Annotated in this window: 16 protein-coding genes; 12 read left to right on the top strand and 4 right to left on the bottom strand. The window is 34.1% G+C overall.

The genetic code is table 11. The annotated features are described in order from the left end of the window. The first annotated feature begins 103 nt into the window (after nt 1–103). From ACZ47B_RS07035 to ACZ47B_RS07015, 5 genes are all read left to right on the top strand, one after another. Nucleotides 104–928, top strand: coding sequence for a prephenate dehydratase (locus ACZ47B_RS07035; protein ID WP_464893833.1), 825 nt, complete (start codon nt 104–106; stop codon nt 926–928). A 96-nt stretch (nt 929–1,024) separates the two neighbouring features. Continuing rightward, nucleotides 1,025–2,617, top strand: a complete 1,593-nt coding sequence (locus tag ACZ47B_RS07030; RefSeq protein ID WP_464893832.1) for a phosphoethanolamine transferase — start codon at nt 1,025–1,027, stop codon at nt 2,615–2,617. After that, the gene (locus ACZ47B_RS07025; RefSeq protein WP_464893831.1) at nt 2,614–2,976 is read left to right on the top strand and encodes a diacylglycerol kinase; all 363 of its coding nucleotides are present in this window, start codon (nt 2,614–2,616) and stop codon (nt 2,974–2,976) included. Before ACZ47B_RS07030 ends, ACZ47B_RS07025 begins: the two co-directional genes overlap by 4 nt. Nucleotides 2,977–3,050: 74 nt before the next feature. Further along, nucleotides 3,051–3,749, top strand: a complete 699-nt coding sequence (locus ACZ47B_RS07020) for a peroxiredoxin (RefSeq protein WP_464893830.1) — start codon at nt 3,051–3,053, stop codon at nt 3,747–3,749. A 121-nt stretch (nt 3,750–3,870) separates the two neighbouring features. After that, nucleotides 3,871–4,452 carry a TetR/AcrR family transcriptional regulator gene (locus ACZ47B_RS07015; RefSeq protein ID WP_464893829.1) on the top strand — a complete coding sequence of 194 codons (582 nt, stop codon included), beginning with the start codon at nt 3,871–3,873 and terminating at the stop codon, nt 4,450–4,452. Between the two features lie 3 nt (nt 4,453–4,455). Here the strand turns inward: ACZ47B_RS07015 and ACZ47B_RS07010 are convergent, their stop codons facing one another. Together ACZ47B_RS07010 and ACZ47B_RS07005 are read right to left on the bottom strand one after the other, a co-directional pair. Next, complete coding sequence (locus tag ACZ47B_RS07010) at nt 4,456–5,694, bottom strand: diguanylate cyclase (protein ID WP_464893828.1); 1,239 nt, start codon at nt 5,692–5,694, stop codon at nt 4,456–4,458. A 71-nt stretch (nt 5,695–5,765) separates the two neighbouring features. Continuing rightward, nucleotides 5,766–6,539, bottom strand: a complete 774-nt coding sequence (locus tag ACZ47B_RS07005) for an undecaprenyl-diphosphate phosphatase (RefSeq protein WP_464893827.1) — start codon at nt 6,537–6,539, stop codon at nt 5,766–5,768. Between the two features lie 152 nt (nt 6,540–6,691). Between ACZ47B_RS07005 and olsF the strand changes: the two genes are divergently transcribed. From olsF to ACZ47B_RS06975, 6 genes are all read left to right on the top strand, one after another. Continuing rightward, nucleotides 6,692–8,401, top strand: a complete 1,710-nt coding sequence (olsF, locus tag ACZ47B_RS07000) for a bifunctional ornithine lipid synthase OlsF (protein WP_464893826.1) — start codon at nt 6,692–6,694, stop codon at nt 8,399–8,401. 86 nt (nt 8,402–8,487) lie between these two features. Further along, entirely contained in the window at nt 8,488–9,567 is a 1,080-nt protein-coding gene (locus ACZ47B_RS06995; RefSeq protein WP_464893825.1) for an ABC transporter ATP-binding protein, read from the top strand. Nucleotides 9,568–9,587: 20 nt separating this feature from the next. Then, nucleotides 9,588–10,853, top strand: a complete 1,266-nt coding sequence (locus ACZ47B_RS06990) for an ABC transporter substrate-binding protein (RefSeq protein ID WP_464893824.1) — start codon at nt 9,588–9,590, stop codon at nt 10,851–10,853. Between the two features lie 10 nt (nt 10,854–10,863). After that, nucleotides 10,864–11,727, top strand: coding sequence for a carbohydrate ABC transporter permease (locus ACZ47B_RS06985; protein ID WP_464893823.1), 864 nt, complete (start codon nt 10,864–10,866; stop codon nt 11,725–11,727). Between the two features lie 10 nt (nt 11,728–11,737). After that, entirely contained in the window at nt 11,738–12,535 is a 798-nt protein-coding gene (locus ACZ47B_RS06980; protein WP_464893822.1) for a carbohydrate ABC transporter permease, read from the top strand. After that, nucleotides 12,424–13,317 carry an HAD-IIA family hydrolase gene (locus tag ACZ47B_RS06975; RefSeq protein WP_464893821.1) on the top strand — a complete coding sequence of 298 codons (894 nt, stop codon included), beginning with the start codon at nt 12,424–12,426 and terminating at the stop codon, nt 13,315–13,317. Before ACZ47B_RS06980 ends, ACZ47B_RS06975 begins: the two co-directional genes overlap by 112 nt. Before the next feature lie 71 nt (nt 13,318–13,388). On the opposite strand, the gene ACZ47B_RS06970 is transcribed toward ACZ47B_RS06975, so the two are convergent. After that, nucleotides 13,389–13,589, bottom strand: a complete 201-nt coding sequence (locus ACZ47B_RS06970; RefSeq protein ID WP_464893820.1) for a hypothetical protein — start codon at nt 13,587–13,589, stop codon at nt 13,389–13,391. Nucleotides 13,590–13,717: 128 nt separating this feature from the next. Here ACZ47B_RS06970 and ACZ47B_RS06965 point away from each other — a divergent pair, with 128 nt between their 5' ends. Continuing rightward, a complete protein-coding gene (locus tag ACZ47B_RS06965) occupies nt 13,718–14,020 on the top strand; it encodes a hypothetical protein (RefSeq protein WP_464893819.1) in 303 nt (100 codons plus the stop codon). Here the strand turns inward: ACZ47B_RS06965 and ACZ47B_RS06960 are convergent. Further along, a complete protein-coding gene (locus ACZ47B_RS06960; RefSeq protein ID WP_464893818.1) occupies nt 13,998–15,362 on the bottom strand; it encodes a PhoH family protein in 1,365 nt (454 codons plus the stop codon). The genes ACZ47B_RS06965 and ACZ47B_RS06960 overlap by 23 nt on opposite strands. Between the last annotated feature and the right edge of the window lie 75 nt (nt 15,363–15,437).

Below are 15,437 nucleotides of genomic sequence, written 5' to 3'. Positions count from 1 at the left end.
TTTTACTGAAGGTGAAAATAATTTCAATTAATTTAAGGGCATCTCCTTAAGCAAATTACAACTTCTATTTGTGATATAATACGCGAAAAAATAAGGAATAATCTTGCAAAATACTATCGCTTATCAGGGCTATCAGGGTGCCTACTCTCACTTGGCTTGTAAAAATGCATATCCGGATATGAATGCTGTTGCCTGTGAAAGTTTTTTGGATGCTATGATGATGGTGGAAGAGGATAAAGCAAGGCTTGCTATGATACCTCTTGAAAATTCAACTGCCGGAAGAGTTGAAGAGATATACAGACTCATTCCTAAAATGTCATTGTACGTGATAGGGGAGCATTTTGAGCCTGTAAAGCATTGCCTTCTTGGATTGCCTCATTGTGATAAACAAGATGCAAAGTATGTGCTCTCTCATCCTCAAGCACTAGCCCAGTGTCAGGAACATATCAATGAACTAGGACTTAAAGCCATAGCGAAGCTCGATACCGCAGGAAGCGCTAAAGAGATAAAAGAGAAAAATGATTGTAGTTATGTAGCTATCGCTTCATCTTTGGCGGCTGAGATATACGGTCTTGAAATTTTGGAAGATAACTTCGAGGATATAAGAGGAAATGCAACAAGATTTTTTATACTTTCAAAAGAGAAAATCATTCCCGAGTTCGAGGCTAAAAAAACATATATAACATCTTTGATATTTGAAGTAAGAGATATTTCTGCAGCCCTTTATAAGGCACTTGGTGGCTTTGCTACAAATGGAGTGAACTTAAAAAAGCTTGAGAGTTACTCTCCGGGAGGTATGGCGGTAAGTCAGTTTCACATAGATATATATGGCCATATAGATGAAAAGAGGATGAAATTGGCTCTTGAAGAGTTGGCATTTTTTGCCGATAAGGTAAAGATACTCGGAGTTTATGAAAAATTTCATTAGTTTTTTGTACTGTTACTGTTTGTTAACTATTATTGGGTATAATTCGCCCCATATGTCGCTATAGTGCATAACTCCAAATTTTTCACAAGGTTTGATATGTTCAAATTGAAAAGTAATATACTTGTATATCTGAGTGCTTTGCTGTTTGTATTGTTTTATAACTTTACTTTTTTTAAAGAGGTTTTGAAAGTTTACCCTTTTAGCGGGATGAATATACTTTATGTATTCTCTTTGGCAATTGTTTTATACTCATTGATAGTTTTTCTTTTGAATTTGGTCAATATTAAATATATTTTAAAGCCGATACTTGTTTTTTTATTTGTAGCAGCATCACTTGCAGCATATACCATGGATACATTTCAAGTTGTTATAAATGATATAATGATACAAAATATCATGGAAACAGATACGGGAGAAGCAGGTGACCTTGTAACTACCAAAGCTATCATATATCTTGTAGTTCTTGGTATATTGCCGTCATTGTTTGTATTGCTAACAAAAGTAGAGTACAAGAGCTTTAAAGAAGAGCTAGTTTCAAGGATAAAAATTTTTATCGCCTCCCTACTCATTATAGTTATAACCATACTGGCTTTTAGCAAATTTTATACATCTTTTTTTAGAGAACATAAACCTCTTAGATACTATACCAATCCAACTTATTTTATCTATTCCATAGGTAAATTCGTACATAGAAAATATCTTGTAAAGCCCATACCATACAAGCATTTGGGGCTTGATGCAAAAGTTGAAAGTACTACAAAAAAACCAAAACTTGTCATTATGGTCGTAGGTGAAGCGGCAAGAGCAGCTGACTTTGAGCTAAACGGATATAAAAGAGATACCAATCCAAATCTTATAAAATTGAAAGATTTGATAAATTTCGGCAATGTCTACTCCTGCGGTACTGAAACAGCCGTAAGTGTTCCCTGTATGTTCTCAAGGCTTTCAAGAAGTGACTACAAAGATGCGAAAGCCAAAGCTATGGATACGGTTATAGATATACTCGATCATGCCAAAGTCAATCTTTTGTGGAAAGATAACAACTCCGACTCAAAAGGTGTGGCAACAAGGATAAAAAATTATATAGATGTCAAAGGTTTCAAAGATCCAAAATATTGTGAAAATGGTGAATGTTACGATATGATCATGCTTAAAGGTTTACAAAAGTTCGTAGATGCCCACAAGGGAGATACTTTTATAGTTCTTCACCAAAAAGGAAGCCATGGACCTGCATACTATAAACGATACCCTAGATCTTTTGCAAAATTTCAACCTGAGTGTAAATCAAACCAGCTTGAAAAATGTACAAAAGAGGAGATAAAAAACTCTTATGACAATACCATACTTTATACCGACTACTTTTTGTCTCAAGTGATAAAATTTTTAAAACAAAACTCTTTAACTCATGCAACCGCTATGCTCTATATGGCTGACCATGGAGAATCTTTAGGGGAAAACGGTATATATCTTCACTCTATGCCTTATTTTATAGCTCCTGATTTTCAAAAGCATATAGGAGCGATGATGTGGCTAAGCGACGACTTTAAAAAGTACAGAGATGCTTTGGTTGAGAGAAAAAGTGAAAGATTTTCACAAGACAACCTTTTTGACTCGATTTTAGGCATAATGGATGTAAAAACAAAAGTTTACAATCCAAAGCTTGATGTGTTTCATGATGGAAAAAGATGAGAAACCAGCCTAAATACAGCTTGTTCAAAAACAGCTCTTATGCTTTGAAAGGTTTATTGGACATCATAAAGAGTGAAACATCATTTAAGATAGAGTTGTTTTTGCTTATACCTGTTTTGCTGATTGTATATTTTGTTGATATCACTCTGACAGATAAGCTTTTTTTATTTCTTTCCTACTTTCTTGTGCTTATCGGCGAAGCGGCAAACAGTGCGATAGAAAGAGTAGTCGATCTTGTTACGCTCGAGCATCACGAAATGGCTGGGAAAGCGAAAGATGCCGGCAGTACGGTTGTGTTTTTGCTCGTTATCCAGGCGATAGTTGTATGGGGCACCATAATTTATCAATATTTATTCTAAAAGATAAAAATTATCCTTGACAAATAATTATCATTATGATATAATTTCACTATATTTTAACAAAGGAGTTAAAGATGGCGTGTGATTCACCAGTTGAAGCAAGAGAAGAAGCTTCTGAAGAATTTGTAGAAAAAAATGAAGAAAAAAAGGAGAAAAAGATGAGTAGTTCATTGGTACTTCAAAAAGCACCTGAGTTTAAGATGGATGCATATGATGCAAAAACAGGACACTACACAGTAGTTCAAAGTGAGGATTATAAAGGAAAATGGCATGTAGTATGCTTTTATCCGGCTGATTTTACTTTTGTATGTCCTACAGAGATAGCGGCTATGAATGCAAAATATGATGAATTCCAAGAGCTTGGAGTTGATATACTTGCGGTTTCAACAGATACAAAATTTTCTCACAAGAGATTTGTAGAAACTGAACCGCTTTTAAAAGGTTTGAAGTTAACTATAGGAGCTGATCCGACCGGAACTGTAAGTAGAGCTTTTGGTGTTATGATAGAAGAAGAAGGCATAGCTCTAAGAGGTAGATTTTTGATAAACCCTGATGGTGTAGTAGTGGCTCAAGAAGTTCAAGCACCATCAGTCGGAAGAAATGTAAATGAGTTTTTAAGACAAGTAAAAGCTTGGCAGCATGCGACCAAAACAGGCGAAGTTTGCCCTGCAGGCTGGAGACCAGGCAAGAAAACCCTTCCGGTCAATACAGATGTAGAGAAAATGACAGGTAGAGTTGGCGATTATATAACTATCGACGAAATACTCAGCTAAAATTACACATATTTAGGCATTTGCCATACAAAACCGGGCTTGAGTCCGGTTTTGTATTTGACTTTTTTTCTTTTTTATGTATAATAATATATAATCATATCCTATGACATAAAGGCTTTTGGTGAAAGAAAGAAAAAAAGAATCCATACTCATGACTTCTTTAAGATTGTTTTCGAGAAATGGATTTCATGATACAACTATTCCTCTTATCGCCAAAGAGATGAGGATGAGTGTTGGCAATATATATAACTACTTTCCTTCAAAAAACAATCTTGCAAAATGTGCCATAAAGTTTGCATCATCCATCCTGGCCTCTACACTTAGAAAGATAAATGAAAAAGATCTAAGCACAAAAGAAAAGATAGAACACTTTGTTGAATCTTACTACAATATCATAGAAATATCCCCTGAGATCATAGAGTATTTTCTAAGAGTGTATCTTTCAAACAGATCACTTTTTCAAAGTGAGAGTGACGGTGGTTTTGAGCTTGCAAAAGACTTCATAGACGAAGTTGAAAAGCTCATGGATGAAGGTATAAGAAAAAGAGAATTAAGAAAGCAAAACTTTTTTGTATCTTTTAGTGTTTTTATCGGTACTTTGGGAGGTATGACTTTTTTAAACGGAGAAAATGTTTTGGATAAAAAACCCATACAGTACTCAAAAGAGATAAGCAACTCCATATATAACGCACTGAAGATGTAAGTTTCAATACTTGATACTTCTGTTTCTTCCCATTTGCTTCGCTTTGTAAAGAGCGTCATCCACTCTTTTGTAAAATACTTCCTGCTCTTCACCTTTTTTAAGCTCGGTTAAGCCTATGCTGATAGTGATATGTATGTCATTGGTAAATTTATGTTCTTCTGTAATTTTTCTTATCTTTTCGGCAAATAAAAATGCCTGTTTGGATGTAAGATTTGTGGATATGATGACAAATTCTTCACCACCGACTCTATAGAATTTGTCTCCTGGCCTGATACTCTTCTCTATTAAGCTAGATAACTCTTTTAGTACCTTATCTCCCACAGGATGACCAAATGTATCGTTTATATCTTTGAAATGGTCTATATCGAACATTATCATATATACTGACTCTTCTCTCTTTGAATGGAGATAGTTTTTCATATCTTCACTGAACTTATATCTGTTGTATACACCAGTTAGCGGATCATGGTTCATCTGATCTATCAGTTTCTCATCTTTCAAATCAATTTTTTTGACAAAATAATATATCAAGAGATACACAAGTATAAAAATGACGCTTAGAACCACCGCAAAGATCATAAAAAGATGATTTGCATTTGCAAATTCACGCTTAAGTGGCATTTTTATAGACAATATAGCTCTTATATGACCCAATCTTTCATGAAAACCCGCTTTGTCTCCGTATTGTTTAACCAAGTCTTTGGGAGCTATTTTTGGGTCACTGTGACATCTTAGACACGATTTTTTGGTTTTTGTGACAGGGATGGCATAGTAAGCATACGGACTTCCTTCTACTGTAAAAAATTTTTTATAAGTCGGTATGATTTGCTTGTTAAATCCATTTAGTATCTTCAACTCCTCTTTTGAAGCTTTATTGATACTGTTCCTTGGATTGTCGGAGGCTATTTTGTATATGACAGGTTCAAGGCCATGCTCTTTTCTTAGTTCATTATAGTTTGCCATAACATGTCTTGAGATGTAAGTAAATGAAAGAATGGTCGGGTTGAAGTATGATTTTGAAAGGATACCTTTATTTTGAAAATCATAAATCACCGGTTTTATCTTGTTTTCTATATATTTTTGAAGTGCTTTATCATGCATTAGGATATCTTGCAGCTTTTCCTGATTTTGAGAAACGGCATAAGATTTGAACTGCATATAAACTATGCTTAGTATGAAAGTATATATGACAAAAAGGATGATAAAAGAATACCTCAAGATATTTTTATTTTTTAAGTGCATTTTCCCCTGCTACAAATAAATATGACATATTTTATCACTTTGAAGATAAAATTTTGCTTTTTGTAATATGCTCATGCAATAAATTCTAACAATATTATGCCAAATACAATCCTGTACAGACCAAACCAGTTTAGTGTGTAGTGTTCTACGAATTTTAAAAATAGTTTTACTGCTATATATGCCATGATAAAACTGACTATAAAACCAACAGCCAAAACTATGCCGCTTTGTCCTGAAAACGCATGAATATTTTTTACAAATGAGTACCCGCTAGCAGCCAGCATAGTAGGGATGGCAAGTAAAAAACTAAAGTCAGCCGCAGTTTTTCTACTAAGTCCTCCAAGCATCCCTCCAACTATGGTAGCCCCACTTCTGCTAGTTCCCGGGATTAAAGCAAAAACTTGAAAAAAGCCCACCATAAGAGCTTGCTTGAAGCTGACATTTTCCACATCGTTGACAAGTTTATCTTTATTTGATTTGGCATAAAAGTATTCAACTATGAAAAATACCACCCCGCCAATGATGAACATCCATGCGGAAGTGGCAATCGTAAAAAGCTCTTTGATTTGATGCCTTAGTAAAAATCCAATCCCAGCCAAAGGTAAAAAAGCAAGTATAACTTTTTTCCATAAGCTTATCTCTTTGAGGTTCAATTTACCAAGATACAAAAGTATGATAGCCAAAGTGGCACCAAGCTGTATGATAACTTCAAAAGCTACGTTTGAATCACTCTGTTTGAGCCCCAAAATTTGTGAAGCTATGATCATATGTGCAGTAGAAGATATAGGTAAAAACTCGGTAATTCCTTCGACAATTCCTAAAATTGTGCTATCTATGAGAGTCATATATACACCTTTGATTTTTTTAAAAGAGAATTATATCTAAAACACTGATCTTACAACCTTAATACTGCTCCTCTTGTAACCGTTTTGTAAACACCTTTTGGTAAACTATTTTTAAGTATTAATTACACATAAATGCACATAAAGGAGAGAACATGATAGATACGAAACAAGCCATAAGTGTAAAATTTCCTCAAATTTCCAATTTTCCCATGCCTGTAAAAAATTCTATTTTTGCTATCATAAAAAAGCTTGTATATGAAAATGAGATAAACAGTTTTTTAAAAGAAAATGAAAAGTTAGGCGCATTTGAACTTATAGATGCTATATTGGAGTATTTTAACTTTTCGTACAAATATCCAAGCAATCAGATAGAAAATATCCCTTCTTCAGGCAGAGTTGTCATCATAGCAAATCACCCACTCGGTGCACTTGATGCACTCTCTTTGATACACTTGATAAAACAAGTAAGAAAAGATGTCAAAATAGTAGCAAATGATATGCTTATGCAAGTAAATCAGTTAAAACCTATACTTTTGGGAGTTGATGTTTTTGGATACACAACTTCAAAAACAGCTATAAATGAGATATACAGTTCACTTGATAAAGAAGAAGCGGTTATTATATTTCCCTCAGGAGAAGTCTCCAGGGCTAGACCGACAGGTATCACTGATACCAAGTGGCATAGCGGATTTTTAAAATTTGCCTTAAAGAAAAGTGCTCCTATACTTCCTGTGTATATAAAAGGAAAAAATTCATCACTATTTTATGCGGTATCGGCAATAAATAAAAAGTTATCCATAGGGTTTTTACCTTATGAAATGTTCAATAAAAAAAATAAATCAATTGAGTTTGTCATAGGTGAACTAATTCCGCACAGAAGCTTTAAAGACCACAATTTGAATCTTAAAGCAAAATCAAAGCTTTTCAAAAAACATTTATACAGAATCGCAAAAAAGAAAAATGCCATATTTGCCACTCAAAGATGTATCGCTCATCCTGAAAATAGACAAGAGATAAAAGATGAGTTAAAGTCAGCTTTTTTGCTTGGAGAAACAAGTGATAAAAAGATGATATATCTTTTTGATTATCGTACCGAATCCGCAGTTATGAAAGAGATAGGAAGATTAAGAGAACTTACATTTAGAAAAGTAGAAGAGGGAACCGGAAAAAAAAGAGATACAGATGAATATGACGAGTATTATGAGCATATAGTTTTATGGGATGAAGAGAGGTTGGAGATCGTCGGCTCATACAGGATAGGAAATAGTAAACATATACTTGAAATGTTGGGAGTCGAGGGATTTTACAGTGATTCACTTTTTAAATTTAAAAAAGAGTTCAAATGCTATCTTGAAAACTCTATAGAGCTTGGTAGAAGTTTTGTCCAGCCGGCTTACTGGGGCAGTAAAGCACTTGATTATCTATGGCAGGGTATAGGTGCATATCTTTATAAACATAAAGATATAAAGTATATGTTTGGACCTGTTAGTCTAAGTTCATCCATTCCCAAAGATGCACTCAATATGATAGTTTACTACTATAGTAAATACTACTTAAAAGATGGATTGGTTGATCCTGTGACGCCGTTTGTGTTTACCACAAAAGAGCTTGAAGAGTTAAAAGAGATATTTTCTAGCTCCTCTCAAACAGAGGATTTTATGACTCTAAAAGAGTATCTAAGAAATTACAACACAACTATACCTACGCTTTATAAACAATATACCGAACTTTGCGAAGATGGCGGAGTAAAATTTTTGGGATTTAATGTGGATAGAGAGTTCAATGACTGCATTGACGGACTTATAGTAGTTGATGTAGATAAAATAAAAGAGAAAAAAAGGCAAAGATATATCAAAGGATAATGCTCATTTATCAACCATAGTATGTTTGTAATCGATTTGTCACCCTGGTTTTGTATAATTTTGATATAAAATACAAGGGTCCTATCTTGGCGCATAAGAGTTCACATATAAATATTATCTCTCTTTCAAAATATTATGATACAAAACAGGTTATATCCGATATCAGCTTTTCCATAAAGAAAGGAAGTTTTACGGTTTTGCTGGGTCCTTCGGGGTGTGGCAAAACTACGATATTGCGTATGATAGCCGGTCTTGAAGACTCAAGTAGCGGTAAAATCATCATAGACGGCAAAGATGTCACAAACAAAAGTCCTTCTCAAAGATCACTCTCTATGGTTTTTCAATCTTATGCTCTGTTTCCCCATTTGAGTGTAAGGGAAAATATAATATTTGGATTGAAAATCAGAAAAATAAAAAAACAAATACGAGATGAAAAATTAAAACAAGTAGCAAAATTGGTAGGTTTGAGTGAAGTTTTAGATAAAAAACCGGGACAATTATCCGGTGGTCAGAAACAAAGAGTAGCGCTTGCTAGGGCTTTTGTCGCAAACCATTCACTTTGTCTTATGGATGAACCGCTTTCAAATCTTGATGCTAAATTAAGAAATGAAATGAGAATCGAAATCAGAAGTTTACAAAAGAGACTTGGTATGACAGTTCTTTATGTTACTCATGACCAAACTGAAGCTATGAGCATGGCAGATCATATCATTTTACTTAACAACGGTAAAATAGAGCAGGAAGGCTCACCAAAAGATTTGTATCAAAAGTCGGCAACTACATTTGTGGGAAAATTCATAGGAAATCCTCCTATGAATATCATAAAACTTACTAAAAAAAAGGAGGTGCTCTATATAAATGATCATATAATTAACATAGATGTATCAAATCAGCTGGATGAAGGAGAATATTTTCTTGGTGTTCGTCCTGAGGATGTCAATATAAGTAAAAAAGACGAAGGACTCAAAGGTAGTGTTTTATTTCAAGATTATTTGGGATCTGATTTGATTTTAGGTGTAAAGATAGATAGTAATTCTACTGATGAGCCGTTTTTGGCGAGAGTAAAAACACAAGAGAGTTTTTTTGTAGGTGAAGAGGTATATATTACCTGGAATGATAAAAAGATAAATATCTTTGACTCTAATGCTAAAAGAGTAGAGATATAAAATTTAACAAGGAGTGAAAAATGATGCAAAAAATTAAAATATTGCTGATAAGTTTATTTGTAATAGGTGCTTTTTCTATGCAAGCTGAAGCAAAAACAAAATTGACTATGTACTATCCTATAGCAGTAGGTGGTCCATTGACAAAAGTTATGGACGGATTGGTTTCGCAGTTTGAGAAAAAAAATCCAAATATCGAAGTCAATGCGATATATGCAGGCAATTATAATGATGCTAGAATCAAATCTTTAGCAGCCATAAAAGCGGGAGAGCATGTTCAACTAGCGGTAATGTTTGCTATAGATATTTATGATCTTATTGAACAAGATGCGATAGTTTCTTTCTCGGATTTAGCTAAGAGCAAAGAGGATAAAAAGTGGTTAAACTCATTTTATCCTGCCTTGATGGAGAATGCTACTACACTTGGCAAGGTTTGGAGTGTTCCTTTTCAAAGATCTACTATAATTATGTATTACAACAAAGATATGTTTAAAAAAGCCGGTCTCGATCCAAATAGACCTCCTCAAACTTGGGATGAGATGGTCAGTATGTCTAAAAAATTAACTACAAAGGATCATTGGGGAGTTATGATACCTTCTACCGGTTATCCCTACTGGATGTTTGGTGCGTTAGCAAAAGAAAACGGTAAAGTTCTTATGGGTAAAGACGGCAAAAAAACATTTTTTGATGATAAAAAAGTTATAGAAGCTTTGGAGTTTTGGAAAAATTTATCAACAAAATACCATGTTATGCCAAAAGGTACGGTTGAGTGGGGAACTCTTAGAAAAAATTTCTTGGAGGAAAAAACAGCTATAATGTGGCACTCAACAGGTAACTTGACGGCAGTTAAGAAAAATGCTACTTTCAAATTCGGTGTAGCAATGCTGCCTAAAAATGTAATGAGAGGAACCCCTACCGGAGGCGGTGATTTTTATATTTTTAAAAAGACTACCCCCAAAGAGAGAAAAGCGGCTTTGAAATTTATCAAATTTATGACAAGTCCGGAGATTTCAGCCAAATGGTCTATAGCAACAGGTTATATAGGTATATCAAAAGCAGCTTACAATACTCCTGAACTTAAAGCTTATGTTAAAAATTTTCCTCCTGCAAAGGTTGCAAGAGATCAGTTAAAGTATGCAACGGCGGAACTTTCAACATATCAGACCGGAAGAGTAAGAAAACTGCTCAATGATGCTATACAAGCGGCATTGACAAATGCAAAAAGTCCTAAAAAAGCACTTATGGATGCTCAAAGAGGAGCAACAAGACTTTTAAGAGATTACCAATAAGTTGATTTCTATGAAGCGTTTACAAGGATGGTTATTGCTGTTACCTGCTCTTGTTTTGTTGAGCATGTTCACATATTATCCTACAGTCGCTACTTTTATAGATTCATTTTTTTCCAATAAAACCGTTATCAGGCCTCAAAAATTTGTGGGGCTTGATAACTACTTGTTTATGTTGCAAGATGAAGTTTTTTTAAGAACATTGAAAAATACCTTTTACTATGCCTTGGGAACCGTACCTGTCTCTATAGCTTTGGCTCTTATCATGGCACTTTTTATAAACCGAAATATTCGTGGAAAAGGTATCATAAGATTGGCATATTTTACACCTACGATTTTACCTATGGTAGCCGTGGCAAATATTTGGCTATTTTTCTATGCACCCGATATAGGTCTTATCAATAAATTACTTTCATATATCGGTTACAACCCGGTAAACTGGTTGGGAAATCAACATACTGTTTTAAAAGCATTGATAGTTATGACTATATGGAAAGAGGCGGGCTTTTTTATGATATTTTATATAGCGGCACTTCAGTCTTTGCCAAGAGAGTTGCATGAGGCGGCAAAGATAGAAGGTGCATCTGCTTGGGTATCTTTTTGGAGGATTACATTTCCTTTGCTTATGCCGACGACTTTTTTTGTAATGGTCAATGCGTTACTAAATGCTTTTAAAACGGTAGATCAGCTTTTTATACTTACAAAAGGCGGTCCGGACAATGCTTCAAACTTGCTTTTATACTACATATATGAAACGGCTTTTTCATTTTTTGACTACTCTTATGCCGCTACACTTACGATGGTATTGCTTTTTATATTGGTCTGTTTATCTTTGATTCAATTTTTTATTATCGAAAAACGCATACATTATAGATGAGGATGACTTTATGAAATATTTACAAACAGTTGCTACCTGGGTTTTGGCGATATTGTGGTCATTGCCTCTTTTATATGCGTTTTGGGCGGCTTTTCATCTTGAAAGTAGTGCCACTCATTTTGATATAAGTGCAACTTTGACTTTACAAAATTTTAAAACGGCACTAAATCAAGCCCCTTTTATAAGGTATATGATAAATACGGTTATAATGGTAACTATGATATTGTGTGTGCAGTTGGTACTTTGCACATTGGCGGCATATGCATTTGCAAGATATGACTTTTACGGTAAAAATATAGCTTTTTTTATGGTATTGTTGCAACTTATGATAGTACCTGAAGTTCTTATTATGAAAAATTACCAAACATTGGCACAGATAAATTTAACCGATACGATTTTGGGTATAGGGTTGCCGTATATGGCTTCAGCTTTTGGTATATTTTTACTAAGACAGACATTTAAAACTATTCCAAAAGAGTTGGATGAGGCGGCTATGATAGAAGGGTGCTCAAAGATGTGTATATTGTGGAAGATATATATACCTCTTTCCAAGCCGACTTACATAGCATATGCTTTGGTTTCCATAAGTTATCACTGGAACAATTTCTTATGGCCGTTAGTTGTCGCAAGTTCACAATCAGTTAGACCGTTGACGGTAGGGCTTGCTATCTTTGCCGCACCTGAGTCAGGTGTCTCATGGCCTATTTTATCAGCGGCGACTTTGATATCGGTATCACCGCTCCTTTTGGCTTTTTTACTGTTTCAAAAACAGTTTGTCAAATCATTTTTATATTCGGGGATAAAATGACAAATCTTACTTTAAACAATATCGAATTTATGATCTTTGATTTAGACGGGGTATTCTATAGAGATGATACTGTGATACAAGGAGGTAAAGAGATCATAGAGTTTTTGGAAAAATGCCATATAGGATACTGTTTTTTAACGAACAATTCCTGTTATCCTCTACAAAAATATCAGGATAAATTAAAAGTTTGCGGTATTGATGTGAGTACTGAAAAAATTATCAATACTACCTCTTTGCTTACATCATATATAAAAAAGAGAGATTATGAAGATATATATGTTTTAGGCAGCCCCCATTTACAAAATGCTTTATATGGCCATTTCAAATACAATGATGCAAAGCCTGATGCATTAGTTGTAGGAATGCATGATAAGATAACTTTGGAAGATATATCAAAAGCCTTAAGTTTGGTCAGTGACGATAGTGAAATCATAGCGGCAAATCCAGATAAGCTTATACCTAAAAGTGACGGCTTTGGCTTGGAGTGCGGCATCATCATAGATATCATTTATAATGTTACCGGTAAAATGCCCTATGTCGTAGGAAAACCAAGTGAATATGCGTTTGATTTTATCTTGAAAAAGTATAAATTGCAAAAAGAAAATGTTTTAATGGTAGGAGATACCTACGATACCGATATATTAGGTGCGATCAATGCCGGCATAAAAGCCGCATGGGTAAATACCGGAAACGCACTTCCCAAAGGCATTGCAAAAGATCAGTTTGTCTCTTTGAATTCATTAAATGATTTAAATAGACTTATAAACCGTCCCAAAGGTTGATAATCAAAAACTCTATATATGATACCATAGTGGCTATGATATCATATAGTATTTAGAGATGCCCTTATTTTTTAAGCTGCTTTTTTTATCGCTTTTTTCGCTACTTTTTTCGCAGCTTTTTTTGTGGAAGTTTTCTTCTTTAACACTTTTTTTGTTACAAGTTTTAGTGTTTTTTTAGCATTTTTCTTTTTTAAAGCTTTATTTGAAACCGCTTTTTTGACTGCTTTTTTTGCAACACCTTTCAATACCTTTTTCTTTAACTTCTTAGCCATTTTTTGACTCCTTTATATATTTTTTATCACTAATAGTCATAAATTATAGGTATTATATATATTTTATACTTTATTATAACTGAAATTTTTTGGTATAATTACAAAAATTGATTGGGCAAAGGTTTAAAATGACTTTTATAGAGTTTAAAAAATTACTTCTTGATGCAGAGATAACACTTCCAAAATTTAGCAAACTCATAAAAGTAAGTGAAAAAAATATCCAGTCTTATAAAAAAAAAGGTGAGGTGCCAAATACTATAGCCGTTATAGCAGCCTCTTTTGCCAGATTGCACTTAAACGGTATAGACTATCGCCAAATGGTAGAATCACTCGGGCTTGAAGCGAAGAAAAAAAAGGGAGCCGGTTTTGCAAAAAAGTCTAAAAAATATACTAAAGAAGAAGATGTTTCTACCCAAACACCTTCTCACTAAATTCGGCATATTTGCCGCGAACTGCTTTTTTTAACTCTATGGCAAACATATTTATATCATCATGGGTTGTTTTTGTCTCTTTTAAAAGACTTGTTAAGCCGTTGTTATATTTGTTGAGGTAAAAGTTATCGATTTGTCTGTTTGAGCCTATGACTATGGCCGTGCAGGAGTTATCAAGTCTTGATAGGATAAGCTGGGTTGTTTTTTCTGAACTGTTTTGCCACTCATCAAGTATGACTATGGCATCACTTAGAGTCCTTCCCCTTGCTTCTCCAGGCCAAAGTTTTTCTATGCGGTATTTGCCTATAAGCTCCATGATTTTGTTTTCTACCGCATTGACATTTTCTTTGGATTCACTTTTTTTTAGCATTTTTTTAGCTATAAATTCCAAAGTATCATTTAATGCCATATTGTAAACTCTAAATTTTTCATCATTTCCGGCAAGATAGCCTACATCCGCACCTTTGTCAAGACTCTCTATAGAGTTTCTTACATAGATGATTTTATCATAATGTTTTTTCTCTATAAGCTTCATAGCACAAGCAAATGCCAAGAGTGTCTTACCGCTTCCTGCTTTTGCATCAACGACAACTATGTCATAAAAGTTGCTAAGTATCGCTTTCATGTAAAATTTTTGTTCTGTATTGACCGGTTTTACTCTAAGACCTCTAAAATCATTTTCGTTTAATAGTTCGATTTTTCTATTTTGGATGATTCCTTGGTATATGTGTCCCCCATCCATTTTAAAGATATATGAGAAATTGTTTGGCTGATAATTTTTATCAAATTTCTCTATATCCGCATGGTCTATATATTTAACATGCATTTTATCTATGTGTATCTCTTTGACAAACTCAAACTCCGGTACCTCTTCTTTGTCATCATGGAGTGTTTCTGTTTTGATATTTTTCAAAATCGCAAAAGTCCTAGCGTAAACATCCAAAGATATAAAGACAGTTTTTAGTCCTTTGTAGTATTTTTGAGCTATGCTTGCTACTTCTATGATCCTTTTATCGTTGCTTTCACTTATGTGGGTATTGTCCATACCGGTTTCATAATGGTCCTTTGATATGATATGTATGATAGTGTCATCTATAAAAAGTTTAGCTACTTTATACCCGTCATTGTGATCAGCCTCTTTTATCTTTGCTCTTGCTAAAAGTCTTGAAAATTCCCTGGCTTGATATCCGATGTCGCCCAACATTTTTTTCTTATCTTCTAACTCTATAAGGACAGTTTCCGGTATAACTATGATATTTTCTCCATTTTCTGAGAGTCTGATGATGTTGTGGATGTCATTTAAGATGATATTTGTATCAAGCACAAAAACTTTCTTTGCCATATTGTAAACCCTTTTTTTGATTTCTAAACAGTTACATGATTTTACCACAATCTGAAAAAATATAAAAACGGGAGA

The sequence above is a fragment of the Thiofractor thiocamini genome, assembly GCF_055384375.1.
Note: the sequence above shows the minus strand (reverse complement) of the source record. Positions and strands in the feature narration are given on the sequence as shown.